Genomic DNA, 20,672 nt, shown 5'->3' on the forward strand with positions numbered 1-20,672 from the left:
CCGGCGTCAGGCCGCGTGCGTGCCCGACAGCGCCGCAAACGCCTGCGGCTTCGCGTCCTCGGTCAGCACCTCGAAGCCCGTTTCCGTCACCACGACCATGTGCTCCCATTGCGCGGACAGCGAATGGTCCTTCGTGACGACCGTCCAGCCGTCGGCCAGCACGCGCGTGTCGCGCTTGCCCGCGTTGAGCATCGGCTCGATCGTAAAGATCATCCCCGGCCGCAGCGGCACGCCGGTGCCCGGGCGGCCGTAGTGCAGCACCTGCGGCTCGTCGTGATAGACGTCGCCGATGCCGTGCCCGCAATACTCGCGCACCACGCTGAACCCTTCTCGATGCGCGACCTGCTGGATCGCATAGCCGACGTCGCCGAGCGTCGCACCCGGACGCACCGCGCGGATGCCCGCGTGCATCGCCTCGTAGGTCGCCGCGACGAGGCGCCGCGCGAGTTCGTTCGGTTCGCCGACGAAATACATGCGGCTCGTGTCGCCGAACCAGCCGTCCTTGATCACCGCGATGTCGAGGTTCACGATGTCGCCGTCGCGCATCGGCCGCGACGTCGGAATGCCGTGACAGACCACGTGGTTGACCGACGTGCACAGCGTCTTCGGATAGCCGTGGTAACCGATGTTCGCGGGAATCGCGCCGAGTTCGTCGACGATGTATTCGCGGCAGCGCGCATCCAGCTCGTCGGTGGTCACGCCCGGCTTCACGTGCTCGGTGATCATCGTCAGCACCTGCGACGCGAGCTTCGCGGCTTCGCGCGACTTGGCGATTTCCGCGGCGCCGCGGATCGGGATGTCTCGCCTCGCCATTACGCCACCTGCTCGATATGCTGCGCGACCGGCTCCGCCGGCCCCACGTCACCGCCCCGCGCTTCTGCCTCGATCAACATCTTGCAGATGTCGCCGTAGGACAGCGCCGGGTTGAGTTCCGCCAGCATCCCGACGCGCAGCCAGTGTTCGGCCTGCGCGTTGATCGAACGGCTCAGCGCCGTGCTCGTCGAGCGCAGCCGTTCATGCATGTGCTCGGAAATCTTGATGATACCCATATATCCCCAATTAAACGAAACGTAGCTATTTCGTATATTACGCCGCGTGCGCCGGTCGGGCAAGCCGTCCGCGTCCCGCCTCCCCCCTTCGGCCAGCCGCCTCGAATGCCGTTGACATCGAATTCCAGTTTGCTGGAAAATAAATCCATCATGAAAGAATCAACGATCACCGCGGCCGACGACACCGGTATCAACGAGCGCATCGCGCGGCGCGTGCGCGACCTGCGCACCGTTCGAGGCTACACGCTCGATGCGCTGGCCGCGCGCTCCGGCGTCAGCCGTTCGATGATCTCGCTCATCGAACGTGCATCGGCCAGCCCGACGGCCGTCGTGCTCGACAAGCTCGCGGCCGGCCTTGGCGTGTCGCTGGCCGGACTGTTCGGCGGCGACCAGGCCGACACGCCCGTGCAGCCGCTGTCCCGGCGTGCGCAGCAGGCCGAGTGGCGCGATCCGGCGTCCGGCTATGTGCGGCGCAACCTCTCCCCGGCCGGCTGGCCGTCGCCGATCCAGCTCGTCGAAGTCGATTTCCCGCCCGGCGCGCGCGTCGCGTACGACAGCGGTGGGCGCGAAAGCGCGCTGCATCAGCAGGTGTGGGTCGTCAGCGGCCGCGTCGACGTCACGTTCGGCGATGCGCTTCACGAACTTCACGAAGGCGACTGCCTGGCCATGCGGCTCGACCAGCCGCTGATCTTCAGCAATCCGTCACCGCATCCCGCACGCTATGTCGTCGTGATCTGCGATGCGTCCGCCGCTGCCGGCGTGCGGAGCGCGTAATGCACGCGTCGTGCGCATGCCCCGTTCAACATCACCAGGAACCCGTATGAATTCCCCGAAACAGCACGACGACGTGCGCCTGATCGATTGCAGCGAGGCCGAGCACGCGGCGGCCATCCTCGCGATCCTGAACGACGCGATCGCGAACTCGACCGCGCTGTACGACTACCGGCCGCGTCCGCCGGAAGCGATGGTCACGTGGTTCGCGACGAAGCGCGCGGGCGGGTTTCCGGTCGTCGGCGCCGTCGACGAAGCGGGCACGCTGCTCGGTTTCGCGAGCTGGGGCACGTTCCGCGCGTTCCCCGCGTTCAAGTACACGGTCGAACACAGCGTCTATGTGCGCAGCGACCAGCGCGGTCGCGGGCTCGGCGAGCTGCTGCTGCGCGAAGTCGTCCGGCGTGCGCGCGACGCGCAGGTGCACGTGCTGGTCGGCTGCATCGACGCGACCAATGCCGGGAGCATCGCACTGCATACGAAACTGGGATTCGTGCACGCGGGCACGATCACGGAGGCGGGATTCAAGTTCGGCCGCTGGCTCGATGCGGCGTTCTATCAGTTGAAGCTCGAGACGCCGGCGCAGCCGGTGGATGGCTGATCGACCGGAGGCCGTCGCATGCGCGATGCACGGCGGCCGCAAAGCAACGCTGAAAAAAGAAAAGCCCCGCCGAAGCGGGGCTTTTTCTGGAGGCGCGAGCCGGAGTCGAACCGGCCTAAACGGCTTTGCAGGCCGCTGCATAACCGCTTTGCTATCGCGCCAAAAGCGGACTGTCCGGATGCCGTGAGGCAAGCGACAGATTCTTATTCGAGGACCGGGGGTCCATCAAATAAAAAGGGAAGCTTGGCTTCCCCATTACTTGGAGCGGGAGACGAGTCTCGAACTCGCGACCTCAACCTTGGCAAGGTTGCGCTCTACCAACTGAGCTACTCCCGCATTGTCCTGCATCTGCAGCGCTTCGCCGACCAACACGCTGCCAGAAAAAATCTGGAGCGGGAGACGAGTCTCGAACTCGCGACCTCAACCTTGGCAAGGTTGCGCTCTACCAACTGAGCTACTCCCGCGTATTGCTGCGCTACTGCTTCCCCGTCACACACTTACTTCGTCGTGCAGCGGAGAAGCGAGATTATGTCGAAGGCACATTCGTGTGTCAAGGGCTTTTCCAGCCCTTTTTACAAAAACTGCGTCGACCGATCGCGAGACGCCCCCTCACGCACCACCGCGCTCACGAATCTGCGGCCATGCGAGCTTCATGTAGTACAGCATCGACCAGATCGTCAGCACCGCCGCGAGATACATCAGCCACTCGCCCCACACGCGCGTGTCGATCGTCACGACGCCGAGCGGCAGCGGCCCGTAGAACAGCAACATCGGGATCGCGACCATCTGGCACGCGGTCTTGAACTTGCCGAGCTGGTTCACCGCGACGCTCTTCGACGCGCCGATCTGCGCCATCCACTCACGCAGCGCCGAAATCGCGATCTCGCGACCGACGATCACGAGCGCGATTGCCGCGTCGACCCGCGAAATCTGCACGAGGATCAGCAGCGCGGCCGTCACCATCAGCTTGTCCGCCACCGGATCGAGAAAGGCGCCGAACGACGACGTCTGGTTCCACTTGCGTGCGAGATAGCCGTCGAACCAGTCGGTCAGCGCCGCGAGGATGAAGATCGCCGCCGCCGCGAGATTGCGGTGCGCGCCGCCCATCACCGTGTCCGGCAGATAGAACACGCCGACGACGAGCGGAATCAGCACGATCCGTACCCACGTCAGGAAAATCGGGAAATTGAACGGCATGGCATGCGGGACAGTAAAGGATTCGCAATTGTGCCGTGTCGACCGGCCTGCCACAAGAACGCGACAAAGCGCTCACGGCAGCCGGCCGCACGGCCATGTCAGTGAAGCTCAGTGAAGCTGCCTGTAGATCTGTTCGGCGAGTGCGTGCGAGATGCCTTCGACGCTCGCGAGCTCCTCGACGCTCGCGGCCACCACGCCGCGCAATCCGCCGAACCGCGCGAGCAGCCGCTGCCGGCGCTTCGCGCCGACGCCTTCGAGCTCCTCGAGCCGCGACGTCTGGCGCGCCTTCGCCCGCTTCGCCCGCATGCCGGTGATCGCGAAGCGGTGCGCCTCGTCGCGGATCTGCGCGACGAGCATCAGCGCGGCGCTCTCCTTGCCGAGTTCGAGCGGCGCGCGGCCGTCCGCGAACACGAGCGTCTCGAGGCCGACCTTGCGCCCCTCGCCTTTCGCGACGCCGACCAGCATCGACGTGTCGAGCCCCAGCTCGGTGAAGACCTGGCGCGCGATTTCGACCTGACCCTTGCCGCCGTCGATCAGCACGATGTTCGGCAGCAGGCTCGACGCCTCGGCCTGGCGCGTCGACTCGCCGTCGATACCGGCCGCTTCGTCCACCGCGGCCGCCTGTGCGGCCTGCTCGACCATCTTCTCGTAGCGGCGCGTGAGCACCTGCCGCATCGCCGCGTAGTCGTCGCCCGGCGTGATGCCCGTGATGTTGTAGCGGCGGTACTCGCCCGACTGCATCTTGTGATGGTGGTAGACGACGCACGACGCCTGCGTCGCCTCGCCCATCGTGTGGCTGATGTCGAAGCACTCGATCCGCAGCGTCGCGAGGTCGTCGCAGTCGTAGCCGAGCGTTTCCGCCAGCGCGCGCGTACGCGCCTGCTGCGAGCCCTGTTCGGACAGCAGCCGCATGAGCGCGATCTGCGCATTCTGTTCGGCCATCGACAGCCACGCACGCCGCTGCCCCTGCGGCTGCCGCACCAGCGACACCTTGTGGCCGGCCTGTTCCGACAGCAGTTCGAGCAGGTCGCGGCTCGCGGGCGCATGGCTGACGACGAGCACCGGCGGCACGCGGTTGCCGAGATAGTGCTGCGCGATGAACGCGTCGAGCACCTCGGCCTCGACCGACGCCGCCGCGCCGCCGCGCGCGCTGCCGGCTTCTTCCGCGGGCTGGTCGGGCACCGCCGCGACAGTCGCGCCGGTTGCATCGGCCGCTTCCGACGCTTCGGCCTCGTCGCCCAGACCGCCTTCGGCCAGCGTCAGTGCACTTTCGACGTGCGTCGGGAAATACGCCTTGTCGCCGAGATGCCGGCCGCCGCGCACCATCGCGAGATTCACGCACACGCGCCCGCCCTGCGCGACGACGGCGAGAATGTCGACGTCGCTGTCGCTGCCGACCTCGATCGCCTGCTGGTGCAGCACCGTCGCGAGCGAACTCATCTGGTTGCGCACGGCCGCCGCCTGCTCGAATTTCAGCTCGGCCGCGAACGCGTGCATCTTCTGCTCGAGCTCCTTCATCACTTCGGACTGCCGGCCGAGCAGGAACCGCGCGGCGTTCGACACGTCGACCGCGTAATCCTCGCCGGAGATCGCGCCGACGCACGGCGCCGTGCAGCGCCCGATCTGGTGCAGCAGGCACGGCCGCGTGCGGTTGTTGAAGACCGAATCCTCGCAGGTCCGCAACTGGAACACGCGCTGCAGGATCTGGATGCTCTCGCGCACGGCCCACGCGCTCGGGAACGGCCCGAAATACTGGTTCTGCTTGTCGACCGACCCGCGGTAGTAGGCCATCCGCGGAAAGCGGTGCGCGGTGAGCTTCAGGTACGGGTACGACTTGTCGTCGCGAAACAGGATGTTGTAGCGCGGCGCGAGCGCCTTGATCAGGTTGTTCTCGAGCAGCAGCGCCTCAGCTTCCGAGCGCGTGACGGTCGTCTCGATGCGCGCGATGCGCGTGACCATCATCGCGATGCGCGGCGACAGCTGGGTCTTCGTGAAATAGCTCGATACGCGCTTCTTCAGGTCGCGCGCCTTGCCGACATACAGCACGGCGCCCGCCGCATCGTAATAACGATAGACACCGGGCATGTGCGGCAACTGCGCGAGGATCTTCTTCGGTTCGAACGGGGTATCGGAGGCTTCTGGGGCTGTCATGCGTGATCCGGGCGCCTTGTAACGCGGAACGGGTCCATTAGAATCGCCAGTTTAGAGCATTCACCGGCCCGCTTCGATGCCACGCACCACCGCTGCCCCACTCCCCGCCGCGCCGCTCGCGCCGGGCGAACCGATCGCCTGCGACCTCTTCTGCACCGTCATCGACAATTTCGGCGACATCGGCGTGTGCTGGCGCGTCGCGCGCCAGCTCGCACACGAGCACGGCTGGCAGGTTCGGCTGTTCGTCGACGACCTGCGCACGTTCGCACGCCTGCTGCCGGCGGTCGACCCCGACGCCGGGCGGCAGACGGTCGACACGATCGTGATCGAGCACTGGCATGCGGAAGTCGGCGACGCGCTGGAGATCGCCGATGTCGTGATCGAGGCGTTCGCGTGCGAGCTGCCCGGCGCGTATCTCGCGGCGATGGCGCGCCGCGAGCGCCGCCCCGTGTGGATCAACCTCGAATACCTGAGCGCCGAGGACTGGGTCGCCGATTTCCATCTGCGGCCGTCGCCCCATCCGCGCTACCCGCTGCTGAAGACGTTCTTTTTCCCGGGCCTGTCGGCCGGCACGGGCGGCGTGCCGAAGGAGCACGACCTCGACGCGCGCCGGACGGCCTTCGATACCGACACCGCGGCGCGCGCCGCGTGGTGGCAGCGCGCGACCGGCGGCGCGCCGCCGGCGCCCGGCACGACGGTCGTCAGCCTGTTCGCGTACGAGAACCCGGCCGTCGACGCGCTGCTCGCGCAATGGCGCGACGGCCCGTCGCCGGTCGTCGCGCTCGTGCCGGCCGGCCGCCTGTCGCCGGCCGTCGCGCGCTTTTTCGGGGTCGAGTCGTTCGCGGCGGGCACCCACGCGCGCGCCGGCAATCTGGTCGCCCACGGGCTCGCATTCGTCCCGCAGGCCGACTACGATCCACTGCTGTGGGCGGCCGACATCAATTTCGTGCGCGGCGAGGATTCGTTCGTCCGCGCGCAGTGGGCGCGCAAGCCGTTCGTATGGCACATCTACCCGCAGGCCGACGACGTGCACCTGCCGAAGCTCGACGCCGCGCTCGCACACCTGTCGGCCGGCCTCGCCGACGCGCCGCGCGCCGCGCTCGAGCGGTTCTGGCATGCGTGGAACGGCGCCGGCACGCCCGACTGGGCCGATTTCTGGCAACACCGCGCCGCACTGGACGCGAATGCGGCCCGCTGGGCCGATGCGCTCGCGGCCGTCGGCGATCTCGCCGGAAAGCTGGCGGAATACGCAAAATCTCAGTTAAAATAAGCGGTTATCCGACGGCCGACCACGCAAGCGCTCGCTTTTGGCGCCCAACGGAACGCGTCTGCTTGCGCCGTCAGCCGTTGTGCAACGCTCAGGCACCTATTTATTTGATTTGATCAGGACAGTTTTTTATGAAAACCGCACAGGAACTCCGCGTAGGCAACGTCGTGCAGATCGGCAACGATGCCTGGGTCATCGCCAAGGCCGAATACAACAAGTCGGGCCGTAACTCCGCCGTCGTCAAGATGAAGATGAAGAACCTGCTGACGAACGCAGGTCAGGAATCGGTCTACAAGGCCGACGACAAGTTCGACGTCGTCGTGCTCGACCGCAAGGAAGTGACGTACTCGTACTTCGCCGATCCGATGTACGTGTTCATGGACGCCGACTACAACCAGTTCGAAGTCGAAGCCGAAATGATGGGCGAAGCGCTGAACTACCTCGAAGACGGCATGGCTTGCGAAGTCGTGTTCTACAACGAGAAGGCGATCTCGGTCGAACTGCCGACGGTCCTCGTTCGCGAAATCACCTATACGGAACCGGCCGTCAAGGGCGACACGTCGTCGGGCAAGGTGCTGAAGAACGCCAAGCTCGCAACGGGCTTCGAACTGCAAGTGCCGCTGTTCTGCAACACCGGCGACAAGATCGAAATCGATACGCGTACGAACGAATACCGCAGCCGCGCGTAATCGTCAGCGATACCCGCATCGAACAAAGCGCCCTTCGGGGCGCTTTTTGTTTGTCTGGCGCCAACAGCGGGCTGGGATCGAGCCGCATAAGAAGCACAAAATCCACCGGTAAAGATATTCAATTTGTATCATCGGTAACTGTTTTATAGCGCCAGAGAAATAATGAGCGTTCCGCGTTCGGCGGGGCATAAAATCAGTTTTTAATCTGACATGCGGCTGCGGCTCCGAAGGCCGACAGCCCGCCTCTCTTGACTCGACTCGCGTCCACCATGCCACACGCCCTGATTGTCGAAGACGATCCCAACAGTCTCTCCGGCCTCACCGCGCTGCTTGCCGCAGACGGCTTCTCGGTCGACACGGCCACGTCGCTCGCCGAAGCGCGCACGGCGCTTGGCCGCTCGATTCCCGATGTCGTCCTCGTCGACCTGAACCTGCCGGACGGCAGCGGCTTCGACCTGCTCCAGCACCTGCCGCAGCAACAGCCGAACGGCTCGTTGCCCGTCATCGTGCTGACGGGCAACGCAACGGTCGAGAGCGCCATCGAGGGCCTGCGTCACGGCATCTGGGACTACCTGCTGAAGCCGATCAACATCCCGCGCCTGCGCAGCCTGCTCGCGCGGATCCCGCGCCCGTACGAACTGATCGACGAAGTGCAGTCGCTGCGCGCGTCGCTGCGCCATCTCGGCCGCTTCGGCGCACTGGTCGGCCGCAGCGACGCGATGCAGCACGTGTACGACATGATCGAGCACAACGCGCGCACCGAAACCGCCGTGCTGTTCTCCGGCGAAGCCGGGACCGGCAAGAAGCTGGCTGCGCGCACGCTGCACGACCTGAGCCGGCGCCGCAAGGGGCCGTTCGTGTCGTTCGACTGCCGGACAATCGCGCAGGCCGGCCGGCACGGCGCGTCGCTCGACAGCGTGCTGTTCGGCCACGAGCGCGGCGCATTCGACGGCGCCGAGCGCCGCGAATCGGGCCTGTTCGAACAGGCCGGCGGCGGCACGCTGTTCCTCGACGAGATCACCGCGCTGCCGCTCGTGCTGCAGGAAGCACTGCTGCACGCGCTCGATTCACAGAACTTCATGCGGATCGGCGGCACGAGCTCGATCACGAGCGATTTCCGGCTGATCGCAACGACGCGCCGCCCGGCGCGCGAAGCGGTCGCGAACGGCACGCTGCGCGAGGATCTGTGGTTGCGCCTCGATGCGGCGTCTATCACGATGCCGCCGCTGCGCGAGCGCGACGGCGACGCGCTCGCGATCGCGGACGCGCAGATCGACGAACTGAACCGCGAAGCGCGCGCCACCGGCCGCAGCACGACCGACAAGCGCGCGGCGCCGGGCTTCGTGCGCGAATGCCTGTCCTACGAATGGCCCGGCAACGTGCGCGAACTGCAGGAGCGCGTGCGCTTCGCGTACGACGCGTCCGGCGATTTCATCGAGACGCTGCGCGCAGGCGAGCCGAGCTTCTCCGCCGGCGCTGCGCTGAACGGCAGCAGCGTGCAGATCAAGGTCGGCACGCCGCTGTCCGACGTCGAGGACCTGCTGATCCGTGCAACGCTCGACGCGGTCGGCGGCACGCGTCACCGTGCGGCCACGCTGCTCGGCATCAGCCCGAAGACGCTGTACAACAAGCTGCAGCGGATGAAGGTGAACTGAGCGGGCGCCCGTGAATGCGGGCGTTGGCCGGCTTTGACCGTTAGTTGCGCAATGACCCACCGCGCCGACTGCCCGCTTCGCCCTTGTCGCAACCCATGAAAAAGCCGCGCGATTGCGCGGCTTCTTGTTTTGGTGCGCGGTACGACGCGCACCGCGCCATGCCCTTCCCGCTTATGCCAGTGCGCTTTTCAGCAGCGCCTGCGCCTGCAGATACTCGGGCTGCGCGATCAGCTTGTCCCACTTGAGCGCCTTGCCGCGTGCACGCATCCGCTTGATGCGCCGCGCCGACTCGGCCGACGGCTGCGCCTTCAGCCCGTTCAGCACGACCTCGGCCGCCTCCGGCTGGTTGCAGACGAGCACCATGTCGCAACCGGCGGCGAGTGCCGCATCGGCTGCCTGCGTGAGCGTGCCGCCTTCGCGGGCGGCCTCCATCGACAGGTCATCGCTGAAGATCGCGCCCGCGAAGCCGAGCTTGCCGCGCAGGATGTCCTGCAGCCACACGCGCGAGAATCCGGCCGGCCGCTTGTCGACCTGCGTATAGATCACGTGCGCGGGAATCACCGCGGACAGCGACAGGCCGAGCCAGTCGTACGGCGCGACGTCCTGCTTGAGGATCGCGTCGAGCGTGCGGTCGTCGGTCGGCAGCGCGACGTGCGAATCGGCTTCCGCGAAACCATGCCCCGGGAAATGCTTGCCGCAGTTCGCCATGCCGGCGAGCGACAGCCCGTGGTTCAGGCTCTTCGCGAGCAGCGTGACGACGCGCGCATCGCGATGGAACGCGCGATCGCCGATCACCTTCGAGTGCCCGTAGTCGAGGTCGAGCACGGGCGTGAAGCTCATGTCGATCCCGCAGGCGCGCAATTCGGCCGCCAGGATATAGCCGACGGCGGTCGCGACTTTCGTCGCGAGCAGCACGTCGCGATCCCACAGCTCGCCGAGGCGGCGCATCGCGGGCAGCACCGTGAAGCCGTCCGTGCGGAACCGCTGCACGCGCCCGCCTTCATGATCGACGGCGATCAGGATGTCTTCGCGCACCGCGCGGATCGAGTCGGTCAGCGCGGTCAGCTGCGCGCGATTCTGGAAGTGCCGCGCGAACAGGATCACGCCGCCGGTATTCGGATGCGCAAGGCGCCGCGCATCGTCGCGCGACAGGGCCGTGCCGACGACGTCGAGCATGACCGGGCCGGGGGTCGTTTTCATCGAATCGGAAAATCCGTCAGGAGGAGGTTCGGGAAACAGGTGCAGGTGCGGCGTCCGTCTCGGCGATCACGAACGACACCGCGTAGTCGCGTTCGTCGCTGACCGTCACGCGCGCCGTGATGCCGCGCGCGGCCAGCCAGTCGGCCAGCTCGCCCGACGCGACCACATACGGCTCGCCGCTCGGGTGGTTGAGCGTCTGCAGTGCGCGCCACGTCATCGGCCAGTGCATGCCGAGCCCGATCGCCTTCGAGAACGCTTCCTTCGCGGAAAAGCGCGTCGCGAGAAACGCGATGCCGCGCGCCTCGGAGCGGGCGCGGCGCGCATGGAACACGCGCAGTTCGTCGGGGCCCAGCACTTTCTCGGCAAACCGGCCGCCCGTGCGTTCGAGCACGGCCGCGACGCGGCTCACCTGGGCGATGTCGGTGCCGATGCCGTAGATCGCCATGCCGGTACCTTCAGCGCGCGGCGCCGTGCAGCGCGGCGACGCGGGCGGCGACCATGATCGCCTTCATCTCGCGCACCGCGTTGTCCCAGCCCGCGAAGATCGCGTGCGCGACGATCGCGTGGCCGATGTTCAGCTCGACGATGCCGTCGATCGCGGCGATCTGCTGCACGTTCGTGTAATGCAGCCCGTGCCCCGCATTGACCTTCAGGCCAAGCTGCGCACCGGCCTGCACGCCCGCGACGATGCGCTCGTACTCGCGCTGCTGTTCGGCTTCGTCGTGCGCTTCGGCGTAGCGGCCCGTGTGCAGCTCGATCACCGGCGCGCCTGCTTCGTGCGCGGCGCGGATCTGCGTCTCGTCCGGATCGATGAACAGCGACACGCGCACGCCGACGTCGGCCAGCTGCTTGCACGCCGCACGCACGGACTCGAAGTGGCCGGCGACGTCGAGACCGCCTTCGGTCGTCAGTTCCTCGCGCTTCTCCGGCACGAGGCACGCGTCGTGCGGACGCACCTCGCATGCGATGTCGAGCATCTCGGCCGTCACCGCGCATTCGAGGTTCATGCGCGTCTTCAGCAGCGGGCGCAGCTTGCGCACGTCCGCGTCGACGATGTGGCGACGATCCTCGCGCAGGTGCAGCGTGATCGCATCCGCGCCGGCCTCTTCGGCGGCGAGCGCCGCACGGATCGGATCGGGATAGGTCGTGCCGCGCACATTGCGCAGCGTCGCGACGTGGTCGATGTTCACGCCGAGGTCGATGGCGGTGGGCGTTGTCAGGAAGAAGCTCATAGGTTTTGCAGGTCGATCAGGATCTGACGCGTGGCAAGCGGCGTACCGCCGAGATAGGTGTTCAGCAGGAAGCGCATCAGCGTCTTGCTTTGCGCGACCGTCTGGGCTCGATGGTAATCGTCCTGCTCCATGTCGAGCAACGTCTGTCCGGCGATCACCGGCCAGTGCGACGGCACGTCGTCGTCCGCATTGCGCACGCCGCGCTCGGGATCGAACACGTAGCGGCGGTCGGGCTCGACCGCGCGGCGCGCGACCGTGCGGTTCAGCGCCATCGCATAGCCGGTCTCGCGCAACAGCACGCGCTCGAACGAGCGCAGCACCTGCACCGCCGGTTCGCCGTGCGCGAGGCGCGTGAGCGTCAGCACATAGTGATTGAACAGCGGTGGCTGGGGATCCTCGCGCGCGCAGAATTTCACGAGCAGCTCGTTCGCGTAGAAACCGCACAGCAACCCGTCGCCGCCGAGCGGCAGCATGCCGCCGACCCACTCGGCGCCCGTGAGCGTGCGCACTTCGGATTTGCCGGACCACGACAGCAGCAACGGCTGGAACGTCTGCAGCACGCCGCGCAGCGCGGAGTGCGGGCGCTTCGCACCCTTCGCGACGAGCGCGAGCCGGCCGTGATCGCGCGTCAGCACGTCGACGATCAGGCTCGTTTCGCGATACGGATAGCTGTGCAGCACGAACGCCGGCTGCTCGGCGACGCGGAAATCGGACGTGCGAGACGTCGCGCGCCGCGCCTTGCGCGGCGGTTCGGGCGGCGCCGGCAGCGGCGCGTCGTTCGCGCCGGCCGTCACCGCGTCTTCAGTCGACGTCAGCGCGTCATTCGTACCCATAGGCGCGCAGTCCGGCCTCGTTGTCGGCCCAGCCGCTCCTCACCTTCACGAAGGTCTCGAGGTACACGGGGCCGTCGAACAGCTTCTCCATGTCCATCCGCGCCTCGGTGCTGATCTGCTTGAGCTTCTCGCCCTTCTTGCCGATCACCATCGCCTTGTGCGAATCGCGTTCGACGAGGATCGTCGCGAAGATGCGCTTCAGCCGCCCTTCCTCCTCGAACTTGTCGATCACGACGGTGCTCGTGTACGGCAGCTCGTCGCCGGTCCAGCGGAACACTTTCTCGCGCAGGATTTCAGCCGCGAGGAAGCGCGAGCTGCGGTCGGTCAGCTCGTCCTCGCCGTAGATCGGCGCGCCTTCCGGCAGGTACGGCTTGATCGTCTCGAGCAGGCGCTTGATGTCGTCCGGCTGCTGCGCCGACAGCGGCACGAGCTCGGCGAATTCGCGCAGCGCGTTCATTTTCTGCATGAACGGATACAGCGTGGCCTTGTCGGCCACACGGTCGATCTTGTTCGTGATCAGCAGCGTCGGCATGCCGGGCGGGATCAGGTCGAGCACCTTCTGGTCGTCGGGCCCGAAGCGGCCGGCCTCGATCACGAACAGGATCACGTCGACCGACGTCAGCGTCGACGTGACCGCGCGGTTCAGCGAACGGTTCAGCGCGGTGCTGTGACGGGTCTGGAAGCCCGGCGTGTCGACGAACACGAATTGCGCGTCGTCGAACGTGTTGATGCCAGTGATGCGGTGGCGCGTCGTCTGCGCCTTGCGCGACGTGATGCTGATCTTCTGGCCGACGAGTGCGTTCATCAACGTCGACTTGCCGACGTTCGGGCGGCCCACGATCGCGATCATGCCGCAACGGAAACCGGTAGGAGCGGGAGTGTTCATATCGTTTGGGAGACAGGTTCGGAAACGGCCGCGCGGCGCGCGGCACGATCGCTGGGCAATTCAGTGGTCGGCATCGGCCACGCGCGCCTGCGCGGCAGCGAGGCTCGCGCCGCCCGGCGGCGTCTCGGCGTCCGGTGCCGCGGCGTCGCGCGCCCGCGCGGTCGGGCGCGCAGCGGGGTCGGATCCGGCGGAAGACTTGTCGGCGGACGAGGATGCCGGATCGGCGGCCTGGCCGGCCGGCTTGTCGGTTACACGCGGCGTGGCCTCGACGGGCTTTTCCGCGGCCTTGTCGGACCGCTCGGCCGGCTTGTCAGCCGCCTTGTCGGTCGCCGGCTTCGCCGCCCGTTCGCCCTTGTCGGCAGCCGTCTCGACATGCGCCGCGCGAATCGCGGCCATCGGCGCGACGGCCGGCTCGGCGCCGGTCGCAGCGGTTGCCGCGGGCGCCGCACCGGCGGCCGCCCTGGCCTCGCGTGCAGCCGCGCGTTCCTTCCGCTCGGGCGAGCGCAGATCGAGCGCTTCCTGCACGCCCTTCACGCCCGGCACGATTTCAGGTTCGACATGCTTCGACCCGCGCGCGTTTTTCGATCGTTTCGGCTTCGCGGCCAGCATCGGCGCGGCGGCCATCACCTCGTCGAGCGCCTTCTTCGCGGCGGCCTGCTCGGCCGCGCGCCGGCTCGCGCCGGAACCCGAGACCTTCACGTCCAGCTTCGGCACCGTGCATTCGACCTCGAACTGCTGATTGTGCGCTGCACCATGCGTCGCGACGACCGTGTAGGTCGGCAGGGCGATCTTGTGCCCCTGCAGGTACTCCTGCAGCAGCGTCTTCGCATCCTTGCCGAGCGTGCGCGGATCGATGTGGTCGAGAATCGGGATATAGAGGCGCTTGATGACCCCTTGGGCGGCTTCGAAGCCGCCATCGAGGAACACGGCCCCGATGATGGCTTCGAACGCGTCCGCGAGGATCGACGGGCGACGGAACCCACCGCTACGCAACTCGCCCTCGCCCAGCCGCAGGCCGTCCGAGATATTCAGGGCCTGAGCAATTTCGTACAGCGACTGCTGTTTGACGAGGTTGGCGCGTACACGCGACAGGTCACCTTCGTCCAGCTTGCCGAAACGCTGGAACAAAAGGGCGGCCACCGCGCAATTCAGAACGGAATCGCCGAGAAACTCGAGCCGTTCGTTGTGCGTGGCACTGTGACTGCGATGGGTCAAAGCCTGGCGCAACAATTCCGCATTGCGAAATTCGTAGCGCAGCCGGCTTTCCAACTGGGATGAGGGCATGTGCAGGAGTATAACGCGGGCGCCCGGTCGGGCCGAAACGGCACGGCCGGACACGAAAAGGCGTGACGAGGCGGTGTTACCGCCGGTTCTTAAAGTAGTTCGGCAATACACGACGCGGCCCGTGCGTCGCGTATTGCGTGCGAATCGACTGCGATCAGTTGAAGGAACCGATGCGCTTCAGGTCGCCGAAGTTCATCCAGATGAAGAACGCGCGGCCGACGATGTTCTGGTCCGGCACGAAGCCCCAGTAGCGGCTGTCCGCACTGTTGTCGCGGTTGTCGCCCATCATGAAGTAGTGACCGGGCGGCACCTTGCAGATCACGCCGCGGCTGTTGTACGTGCAATTGTCGCGATACGGATAGTCGTAGGCACCCATCACGAACGGCGGCACGGCCGGGTTGTTGAGGATCGCGTTCTTCTTGTTGCCGATCGTTTCTTCGAACTGCTTCGCGTAATTCTGGCGCTCGTCGTCGAAGAAATCCGGCAGCGGCGTTTCGGGTACCGGCTGGCCGTTGATCGTGAGCTGCTTGTCCTGGTATGCAACCGTGTCGCCCGGCAGGCCGATCACGCGCTTGATGTAGTCGACCGACTCGTCCTTCGGATAACGGAACACGACGACGTCGCCGCGCGACAGCGGGCTGCCCTGCGTGATCTTCGTGTTCGTGACCGGCAGGCGCAGCCCGTATTCGAACTTGTTGACGAGGATGAAGTCGCCGACGAGCAGCGTCGGCACCATCGAGCCCGACGGAATCTTGAACGGCTCGACGACGAACGAGCGCACGACGAACACCGCGAGAATCACCGGGAAGAAGCTCGCGGTGTACTCGAGCCACCACGGCTGGCGCAGCTTTTCGTCACGCAGCTTCGAGCGCGTCTGCACCGCGTTTTCATCCGCGAAACGCTTGTCGATGCGCGACTGCTGGCGATCGAACTCCTCGATCGCCGAGTCGGCCGCCTTGCGTCGCCGCGGCAGGAACACCAGTTTGTCCAGCACCCACGCTACGCCCGTCACGATGACGAGCACAAAAAGAATCAGCGCAAAATTCATGAAAGGAACAGTCCTGTTATTTGTCTTCGACGCGCAAGATCGCAAGGAACGCTTCCTGCGGGATCTCGACCGAACCCACCTGCTTCATCCGTTTCTTGCCTTCTTTCTGCTTCTCGAGCAGTTTCTTCTTCCGCGTGATGTCACCGCCGTAGCACTTCGCGAGCACGTTCTTGCGCAGCGCCTTGATGTTCTCGCGTGCGACGATGTGCGCGCCGATCGCGGCCTGGATCGCCACGTCGTACATCTGGCGCGGGATGATCTCGCGCATCTTCGCGGCCACCTCGCGGCCGCGGTATTGCGACTGCGACCGGTGCACGATGATCGACAGCGCATCGACCTTGTCGCCGTTGATCAGCATGTCGACCTTCACGACGTCCGACGAACGGTATTCCTTGAACTCGTAGTCCATCGACGCATAGCCGCGCGACACCGACTTCAGGCGATCGAAGAAGTCGAGCACGATCTCGGCCATCGGGATCTCGTACGTGAGCTGCACCTGGCGGCCGTGATACTGCATGTTGATCTGCGAGCCGCGCTTCTGCTCGCACAGCGTGATCACCGAGCCGACGTAGTCCTGCGGCATGTACAGGTTCACGGTGACGATCGGCTCGCGGACTTCGCCGATGCGGCCGGGTTCCGGCATCTTCGCCGGGTTCTCGACCATGATCGTCGTGCCGTCGCTCTGCACGACCTCGTAGACGACCGTCGGCGCGGTCGTGATGAGGTCCATGTCGAACTCGCGCTCGAGCCGCTCCTGCACGATTTCCATGTGCAGCAGCCCGAGGAAGCCGCAGCGGAAACCGAAGCCGAGTGCCTGCGACACTTCCGGCTCGTACTGCAGCGACGCGTCGTTCAGCTTCAGCTTCTCGAGCGACTCGCGCAGCGCGTCGTACTGGTTCGCCTCGACCGGATACAGGCCCGCGAACACCTGCGGCTTCACTTCCTTGAAGCCCGGCAGCGGTTCGGCCGCGGCCTTGGTCGCGTGCGTGACGGTGTCGCCGACCTTCGCGGCCGTCAGTTCCTTGATGCCGGCGATGATGAAGCCCACCTGCCCGGCCGACAGCGAGTCGAGATTGCGCGACTTCGGCGTGAACACGCCGACGTGCTCGACCGGATACTGCGCGCCGGTCGCCATCATCTTGATCTTGTCCTTCGGACGCAGCGTGCCGTTGACGATACGCACGAGCATCACGACGCCGACGTAGTTGTCGAACCACGAATCGATGATCAGCGCCTGCAGCGGCGCGGCCGGATCGCCCTTCGGCGGCGGCACCTTCGCGATCAGCGACTCGAGCACGTCTTCGACGCCGAGCCCCGTCTTCGCGCTGCAGCGCGTCGCGTCGGTCGCGTCGATGCCGATCACGTCCTCGATCTCCTCGATCGCGTTCTCGGGGTTCGCGGCCGGCAGGTCGATCTTGTTCAGCACGGGCACGACCTCGACGCCGAGCTCGATCGCCGTGTAGCAGTTCGCGACCGTCTGCGCCTCGACGCCCTGGCTGGCATCGACGACCAGCAGCGCGCCTTCGCACGCGGACAGCGAACGGCTGACTTCGTACGAGAAGTCGACGTGCCCCGGCGTGTCGATCAGGTTCAGGTTGTAGACCTTGCCGTCGCGCGCGCGATAGGACAATGCCGCCGTCTGCGCCTTGATCGTGATGCCGCGCTCGCGCTCGATATCCATCGAGTCGAGCACCTGCGCTTCCATTTCACGGTCGGCGAGGCCGCCGCATACCTGGATGATGCGATCCGCGAGTGTCGACTTGCCGTGGTCGATGTGCGCGATGATCGAGAAATTGCGAATATGATCCATTCAGTGCCGATCAAGCGAAAAAGGCGCGCTCGACGACTGCGGAGCACGCCTTGTGTAAGTCGGTGAAAAAACGGCTTATTTTAGCCGAAAAGGCTTACGACGGGCGGTATTTCGGACGCCGGGCCGCGCCACGGCCCGCCGGGCCGGCCCCGCGCAAGGCGACGCCGGCCGGCAGCTGGCCGGGCTCAGCGCCGCGCCGCCAGCGCGTCGCGCACCCGCGCGTCGTCGAACCGGTGGCGGCACACTTCCGCGCCGTCCAGCATCAGCACGGGCACGTCCTCGTCGTAACGGGCGACCAGCGCCGCATCGGTATCGATGTCGACGTAATCGACCGCGACGCCGAATTCGGCCGCCACCGGCGCCAGTGCGTCGCGCATGTCGTCGCACAGGTGGCACCAGCCGCGGCCGTAGAGCGTGAACATCGGCGCGTTACTTCTGCTGGCGCGGCCGCACGGGCACGAACTGCGTGTTGTCGCCACGCCGCACGAGCACCGCGACCGCCTTCTGCGGATCGAGCTGTGCCGTCACGTCGGCGAACTGCTTCGCGCTCGTGATGTCGGTGTCGCCGACGCGCAGCACGATGTCGCCGCGCTGCAGGCCCGCACGGGCGGCCGGACCGTCGACGCCGTCGACCTGCACGCCGCCCTTCAGCTTCAGCGTCTTCAGCTGGTCGGCCGTCAGGTCGCTGACCGTCAGGCCGAGCGAATTGGTCTGGCGCGGCTTCTGCGGCGTGTTCTTGCGCTGCTCGGCCTTCACCGTCGATTCGGCCGGCGTTTCCGCGATCGTGATCGGCAGATCGCGTGCCTGACCCTTGCGCCACACGCTGACCGTCGCCTTCGTGCCGGGCTTCGTGTCGCCGACCATGCGCGGCAGGTCCGACGCCGCGTCGACCGAACGGCCGTTGAACTTCAGGATAATGTCGCCCGGCTGGATGCCCGCCTTGTCGGCCGGCCCGCCCGGCTCGACACTGCTGACGAGCGCGCCTTCGGCCTTCGGCAGCCCGATCGAATCGGCCACGTCCTTCGTCACCTCGCCGATCGCGACCGCGATCCGGCCGCGCGTGACCTTGCCGGTCGCCTTCAGCTGGTCGGCCACGCGCATCGCCTCGTCGATCGGAATCGCGAACGAGATGCCCATGAAGCCGCCGGTACGGCTGTAGATCTGCGAGTTGATGCCGATCACCTCGCCCTGCATGTTGATCAGCGGGCCGCCCGAGTTGCCGGGGTTCACGGCGACGTCGGTCTGGATGAACGGCAGGTAGTCGCCCGTGTTGCGGCTCTTCGAGCTGACGATGCCGGCCGTCACCGTGTTGTCGAGGCCGAACGGCGAACCGATCGCGACGACCCACTCGCCGACGCGCACCTTGTTCGAATCGCCGACCGCGACGACCGGCAGGTTCGATGCCTGGATCTTGACGACCGCGACGTCCGTGCGATCGTCGACGCCGATCAGCTTCGCCTTGAATTCGCGCTTGTCGGTCAGCGTCACGTAGATGGTGTCCGCATCGTCGACGACGTGCGCATTGGTCATCACGTAGCCGTCGGCCGACACGATGAAGCCCGAGCCCACGCCGCGGTTCTGCTCGGTGTCGGGCGGATTGTCCGGCGCCGGCGCGTTCTTCGGGTTGCTGCCGTTGCCGCCGCCGTTGCCGGGCGCCTGCGGCAGCGGAATGCCGAAGAAGCGCCGGAAGAATTCCGACATGTCGCCGTTGTCGAACCCGGGCGGAAGCATGCCGCGCGGGCCGCTGCTCGTCGGCACGTTGGCGGTGGTCCGGATGTTCACGACGGCCGGTCCGACCTTTTCGACGAGGTCGGCGAAGTCGGGCAGGCTGGCGGCGGGAGCCGTCACTGCGAACGCGGTATGCGGCACGAGCGGCAGGCAGGCAGACAACGCCGCCGCCGCGAGCCATTTGCGCAGCGTGAGTTTCATCATGTCGGAAGCCGTAGCGTTACTTGGAAGCCTTGTATTCTATGGCAGACGCAAACTGCTGCAACGTCGCCGGCGGCACTTCGCCGAGCACGGTGATCCAGTAGTCGCCGCGGCGCTTCACGAGAACGTTCGTTGCACCGGTGCTGCCCGCGCCTTCCTTGCGCGTATTCTTTTCGGCCGGCTCGATGAAAACCGAGATCGTCGCGAGGCCGTCGGTGAAGACGGCCTGATCGACCGCGATCGGCGGCTCGCCCGCGTCGCGCGCAGCCATCGGCCGGCGCACTTCACGAATCTTCTGGAAGCCGGCCACACTCGGTGCGAGCTGCCAGCCCTGCGCTTCCATGTCGACCGTCGCGACCGGCGGGCGCACGACCGTCCAGCCGCTCAGGTTGCGCATGCCGGCCGCGATCGCGGCCTTGTCGCCGCTCGCGCCGCCCGCCTGCAGCTGGGAGAACGCAATCTGCTCGAGCACGTGATCGTTCGCATCGAGCGTCTGCGAACGCAGCAGCAGCCCGGTGCGCGCGTCGGCCCACAGCTTGTACGTGAAGCGGTATGCATCCTTCGGCACGAGCTCGACGACCTGCGCGTCGATCCCGGCCACGCGGTCCTTGCCGAGCGACTTCGCGTCGTAGACGGACATCACGTGCTCGCCGCTCGCACCGAGCAGCGCGGGGAACGAGTCGCGCGTCTGACGGCGCTCGACCACGCACAGCTTGCGCTCGGGCACGAACGTGTACAGCTCGTCGTTGTGCCGCAGCAGCTTGCGCGGCTTGCCGTCGAGCGTCTCGATCCGCTCGAATTCACCGTCGCGGGACGCGACGTGCGCGATGCGCGACGACTGGACATACCCGCCGCGCTGGTAGACGAACGTGCCTTCGTAGCTCTGCTGCTGCGCCGCCTGCTGGACGCGGTCGAGCCAGTCTGCCGCGCCCTTGCGGGTCGCGACGGGATCGTCCGGTTGCTGGGCGCTGGCAGGAAGGGATTGAACGGACAACAGGGCGGCTGCGCAAAGCAGGAGGGCCGGCAGCCGCTTCCATCCGGAGATGGCGTGATTCAACTGCAATGTCCGCATC

20 protein-coding genes and 3 tRNA genes are annotated in these 20,672 nt (G+C 66.5%); 5 read left to right on the forward strand and 18 right to left on the reverse strand.

Features of this window, described 5'->3' with window-relative positions:
- Positions 1–6: 6 nt before the first annotated feature.
- Both map and DIE03_RS30895 read right to left on the reverse strand, forming a co-directional pair.
- On the reverse strand, positions 7–813 hold the full coding sequence (map, locus tag DIE03_RS30890) for a type I methionyl aminopeptidase (protein WP_124456004.1): 807 nt from the start codon (positions 811–813) through the stop codon (positions 7–9).
- Positions 813–1,049, reverse strand: a complete 237-nt coding sequence (locus tag DIE03_RS30895; RefSeq protein WP_027783949.1) for a ParD-like family protein — start codon at positions 1,047–1,049, stop codon at positions 813–815. The genes map and DIE03_RS30895 overlap by 1 nt, the downstream gene beginning before the upstream one ends.
- Positions 1,050–1,199: 150 nt before the next feature.
- On the opposite strand from DIE03_RS30895, the gene DIE03_RS30900 reads away from it, so the two are divergent.
- The gene (locus DIE03_RS30900; protein WP_124456005.1) at positions 1,200–1,823 is read left to right on the forward strand and encodes a helix-turn-helix domain-containing protein; all 624 of its coding nucleotides are present in this window, start codon (positions 1,200–1,202) and stop codon (positions 1,821–1,823) included.
- Positions 1,824–1,869: 46 nt separating this feature from the next.
- Positions 1,870–2,418 (forward strand): GNAT family N-acetyltransferase, encoded by a 549-nt coding sequence (locus DIE03_RS30905; protein WP_124456006.1) that lies wholly within the window; start codon positions 1,870–1,872, stop codon positions 2,416–2,418.
- An 87-nt stretch (positions 2,419–2,505) separates the two neighbouring features.
- Here DIE03_RS30905 and DIE03_RS30910 read toward each other — a convergent pair.
- The 5 genes from DIE03_RS30910 to uvrC form a co-directional block, all read right to left on the reverse strand.
- Positions 2,506–2,579, reverse strand: a tRNA-Cys gene (locus tag DIE03_RS30910).
- Between the two features lie 99 nt (positions 2,580–2,678).
- A tRNA-Gly gene (locus DIE03_RS30915) sits at positions 2,679–2,754 on the reverse strand.
- Between the two features lie 52 nt (positions 2,755–2,806).
- Positions 2,807–2,882 (reverse strand) — tRNA-Gly (locus DIE03_RS30920).
- Between the two features lie 145 nt (positions 2,883–3,027).
- On the reverse strand, positions 3,028–3,615 hold the full coding sequence (gene pgsA / locus DIE03_RS30925) for a CDP-diacylglycerol--glycerol-3-phosphate 3-phosphatidyltransferase (RefSeq protein ID WP_034186518.1): 588 nt from the start codon (positions 3,613–3,615) through the stop codon (positions 3,028–3,030).
- Between the two features lie 108 nt (positions 3,616–3,723).
- Positions 3,724–5,766, reverse strand: a complete 2,043-nt coding sequence (gene uvrC / locus DIE03_RS30930) for an excinuclease ABC subunit UvrC (protein ID WP_124456007.1) — start codon at positions 5,764–5,766, stop codon at positions 3,724–3,726.
- Positions 5,767–5,842: 76 nt separating this feature from the next.
- On the opposite strand from uvrC, the gene earP reads away from it, so the two are divergent.
- From earP to DIE03_RS30945, 3 genes are all read left to right on the forward strand, one after another.
- Positions 5,843–7,036 (forward strand): elongation factor P maturation arginine rhamnosyltransferase EarP, encoded by a 1,194-nt coding sequence (gene earP, locus DIE03_RS30935; RefSeq protein WP_124456008.1) that lies wholly within the window; start codon positions 5,843–5,845, stop codon positions 7,034–7,036.
- 128 nt (positions 7,037–7,164) lie between these two features.
- The gene (gene efp, locus DIE03_RS30940) at positions 7,165–7,722 is read left to right on the forward strand and encodes an elongation factor P (protein ID WP_124456009.1); all 558 of its coding nucleotides are present in this window, start codon (positions 7,165–7,167) and stop codon (positions 7,720–7,722) included.
- A 269-nt stretch (positions 7,723–7,991) separates the two neighbouring features.
- Positions 7,992–9,377: a sigma-54 dependent transcriptional regulator gene (locus DIE03_RS30945; protein WP_124456010.1), complete on the forward strand. Its 1,386-nt coding sequence runs from the start codon at positions 7,992–7,994 to the stop codon at positions 9,375–9,377.
- A gap of 171 nt (positions 9,378–9,548) precedes the next feature.
- Here the strand turns inward: DIE03_RS30945 and nagZ are convergent, their stop codons facing one another.
- The 11 genes from nagZ to DIE03_RS31000 all read right to left on the reverse strand — a co-directional run bounded on the left by nagZ (position 9,549) and on the right by DIE03_RS31000 (position 20,671).
- On the reverse strand, positions 9,549–10,577 hold the full coding sequence (gene nagZ, locus DIE03_RS30950; protein WP_124456011.1) for a beta-N-acetylhexosaminidase: 1,029 nt from the start codon (positions 10,575–10,577) through the stop codon (positions 9,549–9,551).
- 16 nt (positions 10,578–10,593) lie between these two features.
- The gene (gene acpS, locus DIE03_RS30955) at positions 10,594–11,022 is read right to left on the reverse strand and encodes a holo-ACP synthase (RefSeq protein ID WP_021159685.1); all 429 of its coding nucleotides are present in this window, start codon (positions 11,020–11,022) and stop codon (positions 10,594–10,596) included.
- Positions 11,023–11,032: 10 nt separating this feature from the next.
- Positions 11,033–11,809: a pyridoxine 5'-phosphate synthase gene (pdxJ, locus tag DIE03_RS30960; protein ID WP_124456012.1), complete on the reverse strand. Its 777-nt coding sequence runs from the start codon at positions 11,807–11,809 to the stop codon at positions 11,033–11,035.
- Positions 11,806–12,642, reverse strand: coding sequence for a DNA repair protein RecO (gene recO / locus DIE03_RS30965; protein ID WP_124456013.1), 837 nt, complete (start codon positions 12,640–12,642; stop codon positions 11,806–11,808). The genes pdxJ and recO overlap by 4 nt, the downstream gene beginning before the upstream one ends.
- Positions 12,629–13,528 (reverse strand): GTPase Era, encoded by a 900-nt coding sequence (gene era, locus DIE03_RS30970; protein WP_124456014.1) that lies wholly within the window; start codon positions 13,526–13,528, stop codon positions 12,629–12,631. The genes recO and era overlap by 14 nt, the downstream gene beginning before the upstream one ends.
- 60 nt (positions 13,529–13,588) lie before the next feature.
- The gene (gene rnc / locus DIE03_RS30975; RefSeq protein WP_124456071.1) at positions 13,589–14,812 is read right to left on the reverse strand and encodes a ribonuclease III; all 1,224 of its coding nucleotides are present in this window, start codon (positions 14,810–14,812) and stop codon (positions 13,589–13,591) included.
- Positions 14,813–14,966: 154 nt separating this feature from the next.
- Positions 14,967–15,860, reverse strand: a complete 894-nt coding sequence (lepB, locus tag DIE03_RS30980) for a signal peptidase I (RefSeq protein WP_124456015.1) — start codon at positions 15,858–15,860, stop codon at positions 14,967–14,969.
- 16 nt (positions 15,861–15,876) lie between these two features.
- The gene (gene lepA / locus DIE03_RS30985; RefSeq protein WP_124456016.1) at positions 15,877–17,670 is read right to left on the reverse strand and encodes a translation elongation factor 4; all 1,794 of its coding nucleotides are present in this window, start codon (positions 17,668–17,670) and stop codon (positions 15,877–15,879) included.
- A gap of 185 nt (positions 17,671–17,855) precedes the next feature.
- Positions 17,856–18,092 (reverse strand): glutaredoxin family protein, encoded by a 237-nt coding sequence (locus tag DIE03_RS30990; protein WP_124456017.1) that lies wholly within the window; start codon positions 18,090–18,092, stop codon positions 17,856–17,858.
- 7 nt (positions 18,093–18,099) lie between these two features.
- On the reverse strand, positions 18,100–19,602 hold the full coding sequence (locus tag DIE03_RS30995; protein ID WP_124456018.1) for a DegQ family serine endoprotease: 1,503 nt from the start codon (positions 19,600–19,602) through the stop codon (positions 18,100–18,102).
- A 16-nt stretch (positions 19,603–19,618) separates the two neighbouring features.
- Positions 19,619–20,671, reverse strand: coding sequence for a MucB/RseB C-terminal domain-containing protein (locus DIE03_RS31000; protein WP_124456019.1), 1,053 nt, complete (start codon positions 20,669–20,671; stop codon positions 19,619–19,621).
- Position 20,672 lies beyond the last annotated feature (1 nt).

This window comes from Burkholderia sp. Bp8992 (assembly GCF_003853705.1).
In the GTDB taxonomy this organism is placed as follows: domain Bacteria; phylum Pseudomonadota; class Gammaproteobacteria; order Burkholderiales; family Burkholderiaceae; genus Burkholderia.